This is a genomic window from Paenibacillus elgii NBRC 100335, assembly GCF_004000865.1.
In the GTDB taxonomy this organism is placed as follows: Bacteria; Bacillota; Bacilli; order Paenibacillales; family NBRC-103111; genus Paenibacillus_G; species Paenibacillus_G elgii.
Map to the genome: position 1 here is coordinate 26,999 of NZ_BIMB01000046.1, position 18,874 is coordinate 45,872.

Sequence of the window (18,874 nt, forward strand, 5' to 3'; positions counted from 1 at the left end):
ATACGTCATCATTAATAATTTTCCAATATTGAGCGGAAACCACCTAAAATTAGAGAACAAACCGCCAACCCACGGTTGACGGTTTGTCAGTCATCTTATTTCGGGAATTTCTTTTGCTGCTTCAAGATGCGCTCCATAACGGCAGCAGCTTGAACACGCGTGAAGTTTTGAAGCGGGTCGAAACGATACGTCTTCTTCTTCTGACCGGAAAGAAGAACGTTCTCGATGCCCTCGATGAATTTGGCTTTGTACACAGCCTCAACTGCAGGCAAAGCATAAATGTCGATATCTTTCGCATCGGTAAATTGCTTTTGAAGCGCATCAAGAGACTTATTGCTGTCCGAATTCACTTTCAGCTCTGCCGCTCTCGCAATCATGACGGCCGCATCCTGGCGCGTAATGGCCTCGTCCGGCTTGAACCGGCCACCGGCATTACCGCGTGCGATGCCAACCCGTGCCGCTGTCTCGATGTACTTATAATCGTACAACGGATTGGTACTTGCAAACTTCTGCACGTCGCTGAACGTCAGGTTGCCGGAATACTGAAGCGGAAGATCGAAAGCTTTTACAAGCAGCGTAGCAAACTCGCCGCGCGTAATCGATTCGTTCGGCACAAAGAGCGACTGCAGTTTATTGAGCATAAACCCTTTGGAATAAAGCGTATCAAGCGTATCACGGCCCCACTCGTGGCTCGTAATATCGTTGAAGCTGTCGTACATGTACATGACTTGGAAATAACCGAAATGATCGATCGGAACGGTGATCGTATTTTTCTTCGGATCGACTTCACCGCCGATGTTCTTCCAAGCCAAGGTCGTCATGCCTCGGTAATCTTCATAAATATCCATTTGATACACGGTGACATACTTCCAAGAGTCCTGTCTGATCGAATCGTCATACTTCAGCGTCAGCTCGCCGCGCTTGGTCGGTACAAAAGAGTTCTTCAGGTCATTCTCATTATTCTTCTGGTAAAATCTTACGTTTGCGTTGTTTACATCAATGTTATACGGGTCGCGTCCAGAGCCTGTAAGAGCTTCTTTCAGCTTGTCCTTGTCCAAATAATCGTCTTGGCCAACAGCACCGGCGTTGATCCAGAACAGCTTACTAGCCGGACGGAACTTGCCTGTCGGCTCTTGCAGGAAGAACGATGCGCTGTAGTCCGTATTATAGGCTTTGTTGACACGGCCGTCCTTCACATTGGCAAGACCGAACAACAGCTTGCGGTCTCCCGTCAAGTACTGATTCGTTGCTGTCGGTTCGTTGCGCATAAGCTTCGTGTTAGTCGGGAAGCTGAGCTCCAGCTCTCCCTCGAAGAGCTTATATTTGTTTTGCAGCGGCATCAGCATTTGTGCGCCTTCTACCGCCGTATTCACGTTATTCACCACAAAGCTGCCTTTGGAGCTGTCTTTGCCGCGGTTCACGGTAAAGCTAATTGTGTTGCGGCCCGCCTTCAAGTTCTCATAGCGGTAGTAGAAATAAGGTTTGTTATCGGATGGGTCGATCTTGCTGAGTACATTAGCGTCTTTACCGAAGCTTACGCTATCCGCGTTCTCAGCTTCCAATTTGATATCTACGAAGTTCCCGTTAATCGTAGCCACATCATCCTTGCCGCTCCTCACAAGAATCGGTTCGATAACGCGGTAAGGTACCGGTTCACGGGAAATCGTAATGCTCCGGGTTTCGGTGATTCCCGTTTTGTTGGAAACCATAAATTCGAAGACGACATCCCCTGTAAAAGGAAGAGGAATGCTTGCTGTATTGATAGCCCCAGCCCCGACGCTATTCAGATAGTTTTGCTGGCCGTTGGCCGGAGCAGCAGGATAATTCCATCCGTTTCCGCTATCACGGGCATCGAAAGTAACAACCGGGTTACCCAGAGCGTCTTTTTTGCGGACGGTCATTTTGATGCTGTCTGCATTCACGAAGTTGCCCACGAAAGATACGCTGTTTGCATTCGTTGCGTATTTATCCGGTGTTTGCGCCTTGGTGAATTTCTCCAGCGGACTTGGCAAGATGTCTCCTACAAATGCAGGAGTCGGCAACGTAAACTTAAAGATCTCATACTGTACTGTCGTTACAACAGCACCATTCAAACGCAGATTGATTTTTACCGTGTTACGCCCTTCGTTGAGCAAGTCTTTGTTGTCGTTAGGCAGCCAACGGGTGTCGGCTTTACTTACATCCAACATAAAAGTCGATTTGGCATTGGTGTCGCGGAAATCTCCTGCAACTAGCTTGGTTACATAACCGTTAACGGACACCTCGACATTGGCATACTCCGCCTCAGGCAAGTTCATGATTTTCGCCTGCAAGCAAGGCGTACCGCCTGTACCCGGAGTACAATAAGGCGTCTCCAATGCGGCGTTTTTGATGACCATATTATTATAGAAGTTCACCGGAATGATATACGGCGTACTCGTAATAACTAATGGGAAGTCCAGCTTACCGTTGGTCACACCATTCGGTACTACAGACATGATGGCTCTTCCATCACGAATGCCATTTACTTGTACCTTCCATTTTTGCTGCGTACCGTCGGGTCCAACATAAGTTGCTGCAATACCGGTGGTGTCACCGCCGATGAACGCCTTAACATTTCCCGCCGGATCAACACCGGTCGTATAAATATAGAACGTAGATGGCAGCTCACTGATTTCGTTATCGCCATTTTGATTTAAGGCGACTTCAACCGGTTGATTCGTTAGCGGGTCCGTGCCAAGATCCTTGGTTACTTTCGTTACATAAGGTGCAGCCGGATCAAAATAATTGAACGTAAACGTCTGCTGCGGCGCTTGGCCTACCAAGCCGCTGCCCGTATAGAACGTCACGATAAGCGTCTGATTCCGATTCGTCGGAAGAGTCAGCGGAATAGAACCCAAGTCAAATACTTTATAAGTCGAGGTCGACTCTGCCGGGATTTCTACAAGCGGAGCCGGCGTGGTGCCCGAGAAGTATACCCGTTGGGTTGCCGGGCTACCACCTACTACGGTGATATCTGCATACACATACTGCGTAACCGTAGAAGATCCTGGAGCCAGATCAACCTTCATTTTACCCGTCAGGTTCGCTGTCGTTTGATTCAATTGCGGAAACGGATCGTTTACCAGCATCTGTTTCCCGGAACCAGTATCTAGTGCACCGTTAAACAAAAACGGCTTGCCATTGTTGAAAATGAACTTTTTAGTCGTGTTGTACGTATTTGTGTTGTTGCTGGCGACAATTTTAAAAATGTTGTCCCCGGCTTGCATGTTGAAATCCGTGTTCCGGTTCGGAATGAACGTAAAGTCGCCATTGTTGCTGCGGAACGCCGTGATCGGATTAGCTTGGCCGAGCAAGTAGCCTTGAACTGTCGTTGCGTTCGGCGATTTACCGGTAATGACATACGCCGTTTGCGTCGGGTCCTTCGGATACATCTGACCGTCGTCGATCGGCACGTCGTTAAACTTCAGGTCCGTAATGTTCGTTGTCGGCGTAAATGTCAGGTAGGCAGGCTGTGAAGAAATCTTGGTGACGTCTCCCATCGTAAACGTAATTTTGTTCGTACCTGCAGACAGCTTGACGCTGTTGAAAGTCACTTCATACGGGCCCGTCTTCATGCCCTTGTTGGATTTGTTCTCCACCGGGCTTCCGGGGCTGGTCGTCACGTTCTCAATCTCATAATAAATAGAAGAGATCTGAGCATCGTCGATATTATCGATTTCGACGGTAATATTGACCGTCTCGCTGGTGACCGGAGTCGGTGTTGCCGCTGCCGTACTGTATCCTTTGACTTTCATCAGCGAACCGCCGGCGGCCATCGCGGAGAACGGTACGATCATCGACACCAGCAGGGCAACGATGACCGCAAAGCTGACGGCACGATTGGTAAGTCGTTTCAAGAGAAGAACCTCCTTATGTAATAAAAATGGTAGGCAAATTAACGATTCAAAACAATCCGGTTAAAAAACAACCTCCCCCGCCTGAAACCGGCAAAGATTTGACATCATTCGCCAAAAAAATAGTTGTACTTTACATATCGGCCGAAAGTCATCGTTTTTTTAGGGAAATTTGCAAGCAGCGCAACAAAAAATCCCAAACCAATCAAGGTCTGGGATTATTAATGCCTATTATCGTGTTATAGATGTCACACTTGATGCTAAAATTATCATTTCGACATCCGGGAACGAGTGCTGAGCTGCATCGTTTTCACACGGATTTTATTTAAAAAGTGAAGCACTGGTTTTTTGGTTTTGCTGATGATGCCGATCGCTTCCGCGCCAAGCACCAGGACAAAGACCAGAATGGCAATCAATAGCACGGCGCCCCATAGCGCATCCTGCTCTGACATGAAGGAAAGCAGCACGGCGGACGAGCCGAAGAAAATGGCAATTCCGTATATAATAAGTACCGTTGTCCGGTGGCTGAAACCAAGCTGAAGCAGACAGTGATGCAAGTGGCTTTTATCCGCGGCCGAGATCGGCAAGTTATTGACCCACCGGCGCATAATGGCGAAGAACGTATCGGATAACGGGACCCCTAAGATCATGATGGGTACCAGCAAGGATACGACGGTCGCCTGCTTAAATCCGAGCACGGACAGCGTAGCCAGACAAAACCCAAGGAACAGAGCCCCCGAGTCGCCCATAAAAATTTTGGCCGGATGAAAATTGTAGAACAAAAATCCGGCGATTGAGCCAAGCAGTACGACACACAGCAGTGCGACGGTAACGTTCCCCATCATCAGGGCCAATACCAGAATCGTCGTCGTTGCAATCCCCGATACCCCGGCGGACAAGCCGTCCAAGCCGTCGATCAGGTTAATGGCATTAGTCACCCCCACGATCCAGAAGATCGTCAGTGGAACGGCAAGCCATGTTAAAGAAACGGCACCGTCGCCGAAGGGCAGGTTGACCAAATCGATCACAGCCCCGGAATAGACCACTACACTAGCAGCCAAAATTTGACCGAGCAATTTGATTTTGGGTGACAGGTCAAACCGGTCGTCCAGGGCGCCGATCAATACGACAATCGCCCCACCTACCAGCAGACCAAATACAACATCCGTCTTTAATGTATTTATAGCAGGAGAAACAACAAAATAAGCTGCGATGAATGCAATAAAAATAGCTAACCCGCCGAGTCGCGGCATGATCCGGCTATGTACTTTGCGATGATTCGGTGCATCTACGGCACCAACCCAAAAAGCAAAGCGTTTTACCAGCGGTGTCATCAGCAATGCGATCAGTAAAGCAGCAACAAAGCCGATACCGTATAACAAGTTCATGTGTGTTTTCACAGCCCCTTTTTTCTATGACAAAACCTCAAACACTTCAAATTATACCTTGACGGCTTCTGAAATACCATCATGAATTTAGGCAATTTGGGCGGTTTTCAGGTGGTTTTCATAGGGATTATCAGGTTTCCGCACATTTTCCTCTCTACGATTCACTTTCACTGCGAATTACGGCAAAACAAGCACATTTTCATTGCATAGCGCAGCCTTATTAATTCCCTTTAAATCGACCGGCAAAATAAGCAACGATTCGTTCCGCCGGACGTCCGGCTTCGACTTTCAGCCTTTCAATGGCAGGCTGTTTCTCCCGTTTCCATGCTTCCACGCCGTTCCAGAGCCGCAAAGTTTCTTCGGCTAGCGCATTCGCATCGGGCTTTTGGGTACTGCAAGCGGCTTTAATCCCAAGACGGTTCAAAAATTGGTCGATCTTCGGATCGTACGACACGCCAACCATAGGGACGAATTGACCGGCCGCATAAATTAAGGAGTGAAGACGCATTCCGACCAACACCCGGCAGGAAGCAACTTCCGCCAGCATATCCTGCGGGTGGTCAATCGGAGGGGCTATGCTCATCCGCTCTTTGTAGAGTTCCCCCATATGTTCCATCACATACAAGGAAGCTTGCTCGTCGGATGGCAAATGAAACGGCAGGAAACGAATGTGCGCATCCGATTGCTCCAATACATGCTTAAGCGCATCGGCAACAGCCCGGAGCTCCAAACGATCTTCGTTCCAGAATCGGACGGATACCCCAATAACAGGCTTCGTAAGGGTATCCCCTTTGGGCGACCTTTGCTCGCGAAGCGATAACCCCATTACCGGATCCGGCACCACTTCGACCCGGTCTGCTGGAACACCCATTCGCCCCAGCAACGCTTTCGATTCGTCATCTCTAACCGAAATAAACGCACATCGATTGAAAGCCGAACGGATCCATCCGTAGAAAAACGGCCGGTGTACCGGACCGATGCCTTGAGAATAAATAAATACAGGCTTTCGAAGCCATTGTGCAAGCCGGATAATTCCAATGTAATACGGGATCGTTTTGGTTCCCGTTTCATCCTGCAGCAAACTGCCGCCGCCGCTTATGAGCCCATCGGCTCCGCGCAGCGTCCGCCATACTTCGGCAGGGCGCATCCGGTGAGCGGCTTCAACGCCGTAGGTTCGGGCCGTTTCTTCCGGATTTATGGACAGAACGACAGGGACGTATGTTACGCCCTGTCGTTCTCCTTGTTCCTTCAAAGCCAGCAAAATCGATTGCAGCACGGCCTCGTCGCCGCTGTTATGGAATCCGTAGTAACCGGACAATACTATTCGCTTAACCGGGGTACCCAACGCTGCCAACTCCTTGCAATAATTTCCCATAGCACAATTAAGACTGCTCCGATCAACAGGCCGAAAGCCAAGCCGTAGACGACGCGGATCGACGAAATGACGAGCGGTGTATGCAGATGCGCGAACGTATCTACAACCGAAGCTTGACCAATCACGCCGATCAGAACAAGCAGAAGCGCGCTCCGGTACTTATAGCACAAGTAAGCTCCCAGTAGGAACAGCGGATGAGAGATCAAGAACTCTTTCGTCCGCGGCCGCACGCCGAGCGTATTTTCCAGGAAGGACCGGAAATATCGTTCGAACGACGATGCCTGCCCCTCGTTGCCGGTACGCGAAATGTAGTAATAGCCTGCTGCCGCGACGACTACTGCGACAATGACCCACAGAACACGAATATTCGCGTGAAGGAAGCCTTGAATTCGCCGAACTTTATCCCGATAAGAAGTTTCATCGCTGAACAACAGCCAGTACAGAACCGCTAGTGCGATCGGAGCCGCATGCAGGATGCCGACGCCGCGGAATTGCTCTAGAACCAAAGAATACGTGATTTGATTCAGCAGCCCTACGATAAATAGAGCACCGATTAACGAAAGAAGACTGGTCCTCAGAAGAAGTATCGCAGCGAACAGCCATCTCTTCCCATCGTTGCGGTTTAGCTTATTCCGCGCTGTCCGGATCGCAAACATCATGGCGAGAGTCGGCGCACATGTTCCTGCGCAAAGCGCCAACGCTTGCGAAAATAAACTATTGTTCCAGACATACATCCCTGCAGAGCCAACTAATCCGAGCAAAAATACAGCTAGCGCAAGCTCAGGGACGAAGTAAGAGATCGTCAGCGCAATTAAAGCGATGGCACCAATCGACAGCAGTGTCTTGGCCACCGGCTGCCATCCTGAATGCACTGGCACAAACGCCGTAGCCGGACCCGTCTGATAGCCGATCTTATGAATCTGAGGAATAACCCCATCCGGACCCTTCAACGTTAAATAAATGGAATCGAGCGGATGAACGATTTTTCCTTTATCCGTACTTTTGACCGCTTTGGCATGCAGGAAGATCATCCGGATGTTCCGATCCTTCACCGCCAGCAAAAACCGGTCCGCATAATCTTGAATGCGGCCCTTCAGCTCTTGCGGAGTAATATTCTCCGTCAGCTTCTGGGAGTCGGATTCCGTGAGCGGGTGAAGACGGACCACGTTGTAATCGATCTTCTTTGAAATGGTGTTGAAGCCGCGCGGCGGCGTCTTTTGGTACAGCGCTTCGGTCGAAGCCAAACCGATTTGATGCTTTTTCATGAGCTCGGCCATCGATTCGAGATTATGCAAATCCTTATCACTCACGAATCCCGGCACGGTTTCGCCGTCAATAATCATTCGCTTAACCCCAAGAGCCTGCAGTTTTCCCAACAGCTCATCCATGCGGGCTTCGTCAAAAGCCCGGCGGTTGGATAGCCGGATGACAATCGTGTATCCTTTTTCCTTAAGCAGCTGTAAGGTGATCGGATCCGGGTCCATCGTTTTCAAAAGTGCGTCTTCCATCGACATCTCGATGATCATGCCCGGCTGATTTTTGTAGCTCCATGCTCTTGTTTTTACATTCAACTCGGCAAAAGCCTGTTGAATCATCGGCTGAAGCTGCTGCTCGGATTCTTTCTCCGCAAACAAAAGATACGTAAAGTTTTCATTCGGCGAAATGGGCGTCTGGGTCAAAGCGGACGCTTCATGCGATGTAAACAGCTCGATGCGACGGCTCAGCTTCAGCTCATTGAGAGTCGCTTCATAGACAGCCATGGATTGAATCCCATGCTGCTTCATCTCGTCCAACTGCTCCAATACGAATTTGCGGGGGTCCGTTTGCAAATCGGATATTTCCAGCAAATTGCGGTAATCGAAGACGAACTCTACCTTTCGCCCCGTTTTCTGCTCCGTCTCATTTCGCTCGAACGCTACGGGGATGGCAGCCAGCATCCCAAGGATAACCAGCCACCACAACCATTTAAGCGACCGTTGGTTCCATTTCATGTACGTTCCCTTCAACACTGCCCACTCCCAAAGTTAGTTGTGATTGTCCACGCGGGACATAACAGTCTGCACCAGTTGTTCGATCGCTTCGGAAGCGGCCTGCGCGGAGGTGCCTCTAACGGCAAAGTATACTTTGATCTTCGGCTCCGTGCCCGACGGGCGGAGACAGAACCAAGAATCGTCTTCAAGCGTATATTTTAGGACGTTTTCCGACGGAAGTCCGTACAATCCTTGAGAGAAGTCCTCGACCTTAACGATCCGCAATCCGTTAAGCTCTTCCGGCGGAGCGCTGCGCCAATCGCTCATGATGCTTTGAATTTTCTCGACGCCGTCTTTGCCCTTGAGCGTGCGCGATTCAAGCTTTTCCAAGAAGTAGCCGTGACGCGCATACAATTCCTGCAGAACATCGTACAAGGTTTTGCCTTGGCTTTTGTAATAAGCTGCAGCTTCGCAGATCAGCATCGACGCGATCACCGCATCCTTATCGCGGGCATAGTTGCCGGCGAGATATCCGTAGCTTTCTTCGTAGCCGAACAAAAATTCGGCTTCTCCGGTCCGCTCGAACTGTGTCATTTTTTCGCCGATATATTTAAAACCTGTCAGCGTATTCAATACTTTAGCCCCATAATGCTCGGCAATGACCGCACCCATCTCGCTGGTGACGATCGTTTTGATCACGACTCCGTTAGCTGAAAGCTCACCGCGCTCCTTACGGCTGCTAAGCAGATAATCGACCATAATCGCGCCGGACTGATTGCCCGTCAGCACGAAATATTCGCCGTTCGCATCCTTCACAACCGCGCCCATCCGGTCGCAATCCGGGTCCGTTCCGATAATGATGTCGGCGTCCGTTTTCTTGGCTTCGTTAATCGCCAAAGCGAACGCTTCCCGTTCCTCCGGATTCGGCGACTTGACGGTGGAGAAGTTAGCGTCCGGCTGTTCCTGCTCGGCAACCACCTGCACCTGATCGAAGCCGATGCCGGCCAATGCCGCACGCACGGATAAATTGCCTGCTCCATGCAGCGGTGTGAACACGATGCGGAAGTTATCGCTCGTCTGCTTTACCAGCTCCGGGTTGCGACTGATAGCCGTGACCGCACGAATGTATTCGGCATCCACCGCCGTGCCGATCCATTGCAACAAGCCGGCATTCTCGGCTTCCGCACGCGACTTTCTTTTCACGTCAGCAAACGACTGCACTCCGCGGATCTCAGCGATGACTTGCTCGGCTTGCTCCGGAACAAGCTGTCCGCCATCGTTTCCGTATACTTTGTATCCATTATATTCGGGCGGATTGTGGCTCGCCGTAATAACGATACCGGCATCGGCCTTCAAATGTCGAACGGCGAACGAGAGCTCCGGCGTCGGACGAAGCGATTCGAACACATACGCTTTGATTCCGTTGCCTGCCAGCACCTTAGCCGCTTCAAGGGCGAATTCGGGTGACTGGTTCCGGGAATCATAGGCAATCACCGCGGAAAGCGATGCTTTGCCGGAAGCAAGCATGAACTGCGCGAGCCCTTGGGTGGCACGGGCTACCGTATACGCATTGATTCGGTTCGTGCCGGCTCCGATGACGCCGCGCAGGCCCCCGGTTCCAAATTCCAGATCGCGGTAAAACCGATCTTCGATTTCTTTGGGATCTCCTGCGATTTGTTTAAGCTCTTCTTTGGTGCTCTCGTCAATCGCCGGATCCTTCAACCAAAGCTCGTATTGCTCCTGCACATGCTTCCCCGTATTCATCATTCCATCTCCTCTACCCGAAATTTTATGTATTTATGTCAATTATGATCGGTATCCTTCTCACTGAAGAGCGAACATAATTTCGCCTTCCGCGACAACTTTATCTTCGACTTTGGCTGTTGCCCGCCCTTTGCCGATGATGCCTTTCATTCGGGTAATAACAACTTCTAACGTCAACGTATCCCCTGGTTTAACTTGACCCCGGAATCGGAAATCGTCGACCCCCGTAAGCATTCCGATTTTTCCGCGGTTGGCTTCCACTTGCAATAAAGCTACGCCGCCAACCTGCGCAAGAGCTTCAATAATTAATACCCCCGGCATCACAGGATACTCCGGAAAATGCCCCTGGAAAAACGGTTCGTTGATCGTAACGTTTTTAATACCGACGGCTCTCACACCAACCTCTGTTTCCAATATACGATCTACCAACAAAAACGGGTAACGGTGCGGAATAATCTTTTGAATTTGAGTGGCATCTAACATTGCAGATGCTCCTTTCTTGGTGGGTATAAAAACGCCTGGTTCAACTTACAATACAAATGTCCCTTCATGAGCTGCAGCAGTGAAGGTTGATATAAGGGAGCTTATGTACGGATTTGCCGGTGGGTGAATCCGGGCATGAGCTCTTTTTATTTCAAGGAGGGTTCCCTTATGAATGTAATCCACGTTTGTTCAGCAGCTTGAACTGAAGAATATAAATAATAGACGTAATGAACGATACGGCAATGACAAACCATAAATATGCATGAGCGTACGGAAGTTCGAAAACGATCAGCAGAATGGCAACATAATACAAGACGGTCGTCAATTTACCCATCGCATTCGCCGGAACGGTCTTTTTGCCCCGAAAATGAAAAATCGCTGATCCTACGATCATGCCCGCATCCCGCAAAAACATGGCGCCTGCAGCCTGCCATGAAATCATCTGGGAGAAAACGAGCGACAAGATGACGGTGATCATCATCAGCTTGTCCGCGAGCGGGTCCAACATACTGCCAAGCTCGGTGACCAAATTTCGTTTCCGTGCGATGTAGCCGTCCAGTACGTCGGTAAGCCCTGCAATAAGCAGGACGAAAAAGGCGCTTTTGATATATCCTGCTCCAAATACCACGAGGTAGACGGGAATCAGAACAAAGCGGCATACGGTCAGTACATTGGGCAAGTTCCACACGAAATAGCGTCCCCCTCTGAGCCGCTTGAGTTATCGGCGCAGCTCGATTCTCTCTCTCTATAACGCTTCCCATCCATACATTATACCTTTATCAGAAAAAAAATAAAACTCCCTTACCCGGGAGTTTATCACTACGTATCAGCAAAGATCAAATCGAACACATGACGCCACGTATTTAAATTGAAAACCTCATGATAATCTTGTTTTCCTATATAAACGTACCCGATCGCAAGCCCTACTAAAAGCGCCACTATGCCGGTGAACGGAATCCACGTCCACTTCAGGAACGTAAAAACCGCTTTTTTCCATCTTTTTGATTCTGTAGGCGCCTTTTTTCGGTTATCGCTCAAGTTCCCTACCTCGCTTTGCGTAATGCCGTTAGCCACGCAAGTTGTTGGCCAAGTTCATCATTTGATCGGACGATGCTACTGCGCGGGAATTCAACTGAAACGCCCGCTGAACCAAGATGAGCTCGGACATTTCGTCTGCAAGACTGACGTTTGACTGCTCCAAAAAGCCTTGGCGCACCGTAATCGGGTCTACCGTGTTGTTCCCGGCCGTTACGGGTTCCAAGATGTCGTCCCGCTGCTGTGCCGTAATATCAGAAGGCAATCCGAACACATTATCGCCCAGCTGCTGCAAAAGCTGCGGACGAACCACGCGCACCATTTTAATTTGCCCGACCGGAACCGCCTCCGCATTAGGATCGGCTTCATCATGGGCCAGAATCGTTCCATCCGCTTGAATTTGTATCTGGTGGTTGTTCGGCACGCGAAGCGGGTTGTTATCGGCCCCCATCACATAATGACCGTCCTTCGTAGTCAAAACTAAACCGTCAGGGTTTTGCGGATCGCCCGAAGGCGACAGCTCGAAGGAACCGTCCCGCGTCCAACGGGTTTCTCTAACTGGATTGCCCGCTGCATCTACGGAAGCGGTTGATATTTCAAACAGTCCCGCCCCTTCAATTGCCACGTCAAGCGGGTTGCTCGTTGGCTTCAGCGAGCCTTGACTCATATTCAATTGAGCTGTTGCAAGCTTGGCCCCCCACCCTTGGTTGTAGCCAAGCGGCGTAAGCCGGCCTTCTTTTTGAAAACCGCGGGGCTGCTGCTTCACGTTAGTCAACACGTCTTGAAACGAAGCTTCCCGGCGCTTGTACCCCGTATTGTTGACGTTGGCCATATTGTTTGCAAGCAGATCGAGCTTTTGCTGAAGCGCATGCATCGAAACGGATGAATTGATCATCGAATGATTCACGTGAACTCCTCCTGTAAGGGGTGTTTCTCAGCTGGACGAGCTATATCTAGGCGGATTAGACGCGGCCGATTTCGTTGGCTGCTTTTTCCATGCTTTTATCGTAATACTGAATCATCTTTTGGTTAGCCTCATAAGCCCGTAAAGCCGACATCATATCGACCATGGACTGGCCGGAATCCACGTTGGAGCGCTCGACATAGCCTTGCCGCACTTCAACCTGGTCTTGAGCGTCAATCGGCCGGAACGCACCTTGATCCTGGGTATTTAAGCGGTACAGCCCGTTGCCCTCGCGGACCAACTGGTTCGGATCTTCCACCCGGGTAATAAGCAGCGTCATCGGTTGTCCGTTCGCATCCAATATCGGCTGGCCTTCTGCGTTGGTGAATTGTCCCGCTCGGGTCATACGGAAATTCGTGACCGGCGTCCCCGCATCCATTAGCACGATAGGTTGTCCACCGCGGCCTAACACCGAATGGCCTTCCGAATCGATCAGCCGTCCGTTGGCATCCAGCGAAAATTTGCCGTTCAGGGAATAGCGCTGTTCGCCGGCTGCGTTCAAGATCGTAAAGAAAGCTTGGGGCTGAATCACCCGCTGTCCATTCTGATCCACGTATTTGCCTGAGCTGTCAAAGCGGGCTCCCGGCACCTGAATATCCGAAATCAAGGCGAAGTCAAAAGGGTTCTTCGTTTCCTGAATATCGCCTTGCGCATGCAGAGAAACGTTCTCCTCCGCCATAACCCCCGTATTAATCCGGCCGACAGGCACCGAACCCGGTTCGTCCTTGCCGCTGCGTACCCGGGAAATGAGAATTTCCGGGAACGACCGGTTAATTCCGTTGCCGCTTTTAAAGCCGGGGGTGTTGAGGTTGGCAATATTATTGGTAACGATATCGTGCTTGCGCTGCTGTGCGATCATGCCGGAAGCGGCGGTATACAGGCCTCTTAACATCGAATGGTTACCCTCCTAAAATTTGCGCTTGGTTACTTTATCCAGGTTGTCCAACATAATGCCGGTTCCTTTTACAACGCAATGCATCGGATCTTCCGCAATCAGGATGGGCACCTTAAGCTCGTCCGCCAGCAATTGATCGATGCCGTGCAGCATCGCGCCGCCGCCGGTCAAAATAACGCCGCGGTCGATAATATCGGCCGAAAGCTCCGGAGGCGTACGTTCCAACACGCTCTTGGCAGCCGCCACGATAGACGATACCGGCTCCGACAGCGCTTCTTGAATTTCCTGCGAATTGATGGTCACCGTTAACGGCAGTCCGCTCACCATATCTCTGCCGCGGATATCCATCGTCTCGCGCTTGCCGTCCGGATGCACCGTTCCGATGCGGACTTTAATATCCTCGCTTGTTCGTTCGCCGATCAAAAGCTTGTACTTGCTTTTAATATATTTCATGATGGCAGAGTCGAACTTGTCCCCTGCGATTTTAATAGAAGAGGAGGTAACGATATCGCCCATGGACAATACGGCCACATCCGTCGTACCTCCGCCGATATCTACGACCATGTTGCCGCTCGGTTGGAAAATATCCATTCCGGCGCCGATGGCCGCAGCCTTAGGCTCTTCTTCCAAAAATACTTCGCGCGCCCCGCTCCGTTCGGCCGCTTCCCGAATGGCCTTCTGCTCTACAGACGTGATGTTCGTCGGAGCGCAGATCAAAATGCGGGGGTGACTGTACCAGTTCTTCCCGCCGACTTTATTGATAAAATACTTCAGCATCATTTCCGTAATTTCAAAGTCGGCTATAACGCCGTCCCTCAGCGGACGAATCGCCACAATATTGCCGGGCGTCCGGCCAACCATGCGGCGCGCTTCTTCGCCCACGGCCAGCACTCGCTTTATATCGCTTTCGATGGCGACGACGGACGGTTCATCCAGGACAACGCCCCGACCCTTCACATGAATCAGGACGTTCGCAGTCCCGAGATCTATGCCGATATCCTTGCTTAACATTCCTATGATCCTCCCTAACCAACCGTCCATCCTTATTGTAAAAGAAGCGGCACTTCTATTATATACGTTACTTAGGTAAATTCGCCATGTATTTCAAAATTCCTCTTTTTTTTGAACGATTTTTCGACAAATATCGCTTCGTCTCCGGCCGGTTCGGGAGAAGGGGCGTACCGTCAGCGGCGCGGAGGCCCGTTTGCGTCCAAGGGCTATAGGCCTACCTCCGCGTTGGGAAATACAGCTCACGGTACGGCTGGAAACGCGCCCTGCAACGGGGCCGGTTTACTTAACGGTAACGAGCTTCTCTTGCGCCTTCGGGTTGCGGGTTTTCCGGTATTTAATCTTGGTGGCCTCTCCCCCGCGCAGGTGACGGATGGACTTATGGTATTCCAAAATATGCTTCACCTGATTGGCAAGCTCCGGATTAATTTCCGGCAGACGTTCCGTCAAGTCTTTGTGCACCGTGCTTTTGGAAACGCCGAATTCCTTGGCTATGGTGCGAACCGTATGCTTGGTCTCCACCAGGCAGCGGCCTATCTTAATGGTTCGCTCTTTGATGTAATCGTGCACTCCCCTCGCCTCCCTACTCGAGTTAGTTTGGTACATTATATGAGGGGCGCACGCTTATATTCTTTGTTTCGGAAGGCTGACAAGCCCGCAGCGAACAATTATTTCAAGGACAAGCGTTTTTTCGCAAGAGACATCCGTTCCGCGAAAAACAAAAAGGCAGAGGAAACGATCCCCTGCCTGCCGATCCGCCGATATTAATGATCTCCGAGGTATTGCTCCGGATTAACCGCCGGGCCGCCTTGACCTTGGCGCAATTCGAAATGCAAATGGGTGCCTTGATCTTTTTCCAGTTCGTTGCGTCCCGCCTTGGCGATGACATCGCCCTTCTTCACTTCGGCGTCTTTGGCCACCTTGACTTCGGCTAAGCTTTGATAGACCGAAACAAGTCCGTTGCTGTGCGTAATTTCCACCAAGTTGCCGACGACCGGATCTTTCTGTACCGCCGTGACCTTACCGCCCATGACGGCCAATACGTCAAATACTTGATTATCGTGTCTTGCGAAATCCATACCCATATGTGGGGTGAAGGTGTCGCCGTATTCGACCATCGCGGCTTGCCGCACTTCGTTCGACGCTTTGTTATCGAAGAAAGGAAGTACGACATCCAGTTCGCTGCGTTCTTTGACCGGCCATTGCATCGTTTCCTGTTTCGCGTTGGTAGCTACCGCATCGGTACCCGAGACGTTTCCTGTGACCGTACCGGATTTCGTAGCATCAAGACTGACGTTTTTGTCAGGCTTCGTGATGCCAGACCCTTGGTACCACCACATTAACGTTAAGATGATTGCCGCAGCTGCCATGTACGTTGCCGGAAATACCCACTTCTTGGCGAGCAATCTTTTCCAGGATGACGATGTGCCGCTTTGGGCTCCTTCGGTAGATTTAGGAGCTTCTTCTTGGACCAAATCTCTTTTTTGTTCACTCATTTGTATATCACCTCGCTAACCATTCTTGCCAGGTTCGCGAGATTTATACGCGGGAAAACCTATTTTGTTAGAAAGTTTTTCCTTTCAATAGATTGGAAGCCCGGTCGATGGCTATGCCGGCATAATAGTATTTAACGATGTCCTCCGCTTTGCGTCCTTCCATCGCCATCCCATTGGCTCCCCATTGGCTCATCCCTACGCCATGCCCGTAGCCGAATGTCGTAAACCGCCATTCTACGCCGCTCCATGTCCATTGAAACTGGCTGGAATTCAATCCGAGTTTCTCTCGAACCTCTCTTCCGGTAAATAGCTTTCCGACTATAGACAGCTTCTTGATCCGTTTTCCTTGACTCTTCTCTATCACCTTGATGCCGAGAGGACTCCCGGCCGATACCGGCACGGCGCCGGGTAACCCCAGCTTACTTTGCAGCTCCTTGGACGTAAAAGCTACCGTCTCTTTATAGCGAGGCGACAGCTTGGCATCCCAAGGGCTCGGTACGCTTCGCAAATACGGAACGGTAAAATTCCAGTAGTCTTCCGAATTTTCCGTATATCCGTTGCTGGTAGAGAAAAAGCTCGCTTCAATCGGCTTCCCTTGAAAGGTTAGTACAAGATCTCTTGTTTCCTCTATCGCCCGCTTCAGCTTGTCCATGTGGGAGAGGAACACATCGTCGCCCCAGCGCCGCCTTAGCTCCTCATCGGTGACGTAAGCCTGGTGGCTGATCGTATCCGTCACGAGCGCATTGGCATCCGGGACATTGCTCTGGTCGCCGTCGAGCAGCCTTCGAACGATATAGGTGCGTGCTGCCATCGCTTGGGCTTTGAGCGCTTCCGGCTCGAATTCGATAGGCATCTCCGCCGCGACGACTCCCCGCACATACTGCTCGAGGGCCATTCTTTCCGTTCTCTTCTCCTTCGCCCGGTAAACGGGAATAAGCAGTTCGTCCTGCTGCCGTGCTGCGGACGGCTGCTCTGCTGCAGGTGGCGCAGGCACCGGCGCCTTTCCGGGCCCCGTACGTACGAGCAGGCCGGGTACCAGCACGACGACAGCTGTGAAGCTGGTCAGCCATACGGCCAGCCAGCGAATCCAAGATTGTTGCGTCCGGGTCAGCTTGTACTTCATCAACGGGTTCCTCCATCTTTTGTCGGCTCTCCATAATCAAGCGCTGCGGCTGCAGGTAACACCATCTTATGAACCGAAAAGATAGAATAGAACCTCAAAAAGAAAGAGAACCTGCCCTTTCCGAATGAAAGAGTCGGTTCCCGTTCCAAGAGAATAGAAGTTATAAGCGTTAAGCGAGGCTTGGCTGCACGGCGAACAGCGGGAGCGCTTGTTCCTCTTCTTCCGTCTCGACGATCTCGACAGGAATCCGGCGAATATCCGCCCCCAGTGCATTGAGCTTCTCGGCAATATTTACATAGCCCCGGTCAATGTGGTGAATACCGGTAATCTCCGTATCGCCGTCGGCCGCAAGCGCGGCCAAAACAAGCGCCGCTCCGGCACGCAGGTCGGTCGCGCACACCTTGGCCCCTTGGAGCTTGCTGCCGCCGCTGACGACCGCCGTACGGCCTTCCACCTTAATCTGCGCATTCATGTTCAGCATTTGCTCCACATGCATAAAACGGTTCTCGAACACGGTTTCGGTAACTAGGCTGGTCCCGTCCGCCATCAGCAGAAGAGCCATCATCTGCGACTGCATGTCGGTAGGAAAGCCGGGATAAGGCAGCGTTTTAAGATCTACCGCACGGAGAGGGCGATCCGTATACACCCGGAGGCCGTTCTCATCTTCTTGAATTTGCACGCCCATCTCCTGCATCTTGGAAATGACCGGACGCAAATGGTCGCCGATCGCTCCTTCGATGTACAAATCACTGTGCGTGATGGCGGCGGCAATCATATATGTACCTGCTTCAATGCGGTCGGGAATAACCGTATGTACTGCACCGGTGAGCTTCGATACGCCGTCGATGCGGATGATGCCCGTACCCGCTCCGCGGATTTTGGCGCCCATCGCGTTAAGATAGTTCGCCAGATCGACGATCTCCGGCTCCTTGGCGGCATTCTCAATTAAGGTCGTGCCTTCGGCAAGCGCCGCGGCCATCATAATGTTCTCCGTCGCCCCTACACTGGCGACATCGAGGTATACCTTAGCGCCTTTTAATCGTCCGCTCACCCTCGCTTCAATATACCCTTGACCGAGTTCAATCTCTGCGCCCATTGCTTCGAAGCCTTTCAGATGCTGGTCGATCGGACGCGTACCGATAGCGCATCCCCCAGGCAGCGATATGCGCGCTTGGCCGACACGGGCTAACAGCGGGCCCATGACCAGAAACGACGCCCGCATTTTTCTTACCAGATCATAGGAGGCCTCGCACGTATCGATTTTGGATGCATCGATACGGACCGTTTCATGTTTATATTCAATCTTGATTCCCAGACTTTCAAGCACCTTGTTAATGACAAGGACGTCATCCAGGGGAGGCGCGTCGTGAATGACGCTGACTCCATCCGTTCCTAAGATCGAGGCTGCGATGATCGGCAGGACAGCGTTTTTCGCGCCGTTTATTTTTACCCTGCCGGATAGCTTTTTGCCGCCGCGGACGATTATTTTGCTCATCAT

The 18,874-nt window shown here is 51.2% G+C and carries 15 protein-coding genes; all 15 read right to left on the bottom strand.

Annotation, left to right across the window (positions count from 1 at the left end; all coding sequences use genetic code 11):
- Positions 1–95 precede the first annotated feature (95 nt).
- Positions 96–3,878 (bottom strand): S-layer homology domain-containing protein, encoded by a 3,783-nt coding sequence (locus PEL01S_RS26180; protein WP_063183331.1) that lies wholly within the window; start codon positions 3,876–3,878, stop codon positions 96–98.
- 266 nt (positions 3,879–4,144) lie between these two features.
- Positions 4,145–5,263 (bottom strand): glycosyltransferase family 4 protein, encoded by a 1,119-nt coding sequence (locus tag PEL01S_RS26185; protein ID WP_063183333.1) that lies wholly within the window; start codon positions 5,261–5,263, stop codon positions 4,145–4,147.
- A gap of 220 nt (positions 5,264–5,483) precedes the next feature.
- Positions 5,484–6,608, bottom strand: a complete 1,125-nt coding sequence (gene csaB, locus PEL01S_RS26190; protein ID WP_082867012.1) for a polysaccharide pyruvyl transferase CsaB — start codon at positions 6,606–6,608, stop codon at positions 5,484–5,486.
- The gene (locus PEL01S_RS26195) at positions 6,584–8,629 is read right to left on the bottom strand and encodes a DUF5693 family protein (RefSeq protein WP_255320166.1); all 2,046 of its coding nucleotides are present in this window, start codon (positions 8,627–8,629) and stop codon (positions 6,584–6,586) included. The genes csaB and PEL01S_RS26195 overlap by 25 nt, the downstream gene beginning before the upstream one ends.
- 33 nt (positions 8,630–8,662) lie before the next feature.
- Entirely contained in the window at positions 8,663–10,375 is a 1,713-nt protein-coding gene (locus tag PEL01S_RS26200; protein WP_371860727.1) for a phospho-sugar mutase, read from the bottom strand.
- Between the two features lie 57 nt (positions 10,376–10,432).
- On the bottom strand, positions 10,433–10,855 hold the full coding sequence (fabZ, locus tag PEL01S_RS26205; RefSeq protein ID WP_127462351.1) for a 3-hydroxyacyl-ACP dehydratase FabZ: 423 nt from the start codon (positions 10,853–10,855) through the stop codon (positions 10,433–10,435).
- 166 nt (positions 10,856–11,021) lie between these two features.
- Positions 11,022–11,543: a CDP-alcohol phosphatidyltransferase family protein gene (locus PEL01S_RS26210; RefSeq protein WP_127462352.1), complete on the bottom strand. Its 522-nt coding sequence runs from the start codon at positions 11,541–11,543 to the stop codon at positions 11,022–11,024.
- Between the two features lie 131 nt (positions 11,544–11,674).
- Positions 11,675–11,929, bottom strand: coding sequence for a DNA-directed RNA polymerase subunit beta (locus tag PEL01S_RS35610; RefSeq protein ID WP_010499434.1), 255 nt, complete (start codon positions 11,927–11,929; stop codon positions 11,675–11,677).
- Positions 11,922–12,797, bottom strand: a complete 876-nt coding sequence (locus PEL01S_RS26220) for a flagellar hook-basal body protein (protein WP_127462353.1) — start codon at positions 12,795–12,797, stop codon at positions 11,922–11,924. Before PEL01S_RS26220 ends, PEL01S_RS35610 begins: the two co-directional genes overlap by 8 nt.
- Before the next feature lie 55 nt (positions 12,798–12,852).
- Positions 12,853–13,746: a flagellar hook-basal body protein gene (locus PEL01S_RS26225; protein ID WP_127462354.1), complete on the bottom strand. Its 894-nt coding sequence runs from the start codon at positions 13,744–13,746 to the stop codon at positions 12,853–12,855.
- 15 nt (positions 13,747–13,761) lie between these two features.
- A complete protein-coding gene (locus PEL01S_RS26230) occupies positions 13,762–14,760 on the bottom strand; it encodes a rod shape-determining protein (RefSeq protein WP_127462355.1) in 999 nt (332 codons plus the stop codon).
- 279 nt (positions 14,761–15,039) lie between these two features.
- Entirely contained in the window at positions 15,040–15,327 is a 288-nt protein-coding gene (spoIIID, locus tag PEL01S_RS26235) for a sporulation transcriptional regulator SpoIIID (protein WP_010499429.1), read from the bottom strand.
- Positions 15,328–15,521: 194 nt separating this feature from the next.
- Positions 15,522–16,253, bottom strand: coding sequence for a M23 family metallopeptidase (locus tag PEL01S_RS26240; protein WP_010499425.1), 732 nt, complete (start codon positions 16,251–16,253; stop codon positions 15,522–15,524).
- 67 nt (positions 16,254–16,320) lie between these two features.
- Positions 16,321–17,376, bottom strand: a complete 1,056-nt coding sequence (gene spoIID / locus PEL01S_RS26245; protein WP_174807009.1) for a stage II sporulation protein D — start codon at positions 17,374–17,376, stop codon at positions 16,321–16,323.
- Between the two features lie 169 nt (positions 17,377–17,545).
- Complete coding sequence (gene murA / locus PEL01S_RS26250; RefSeq protein ID WP_127462360.1) at positions 17,546–18,871, bottom strand: UDP-N-acetylglucosamine 1-carboxyvinyltransferase; 1,326 nt, start codon at positions 18,869–18,871, stop codon at positions 17,546–17,548.
- Between the last annotated feature and the right edge of the window lie 3 nt (positions 18,872–18,874).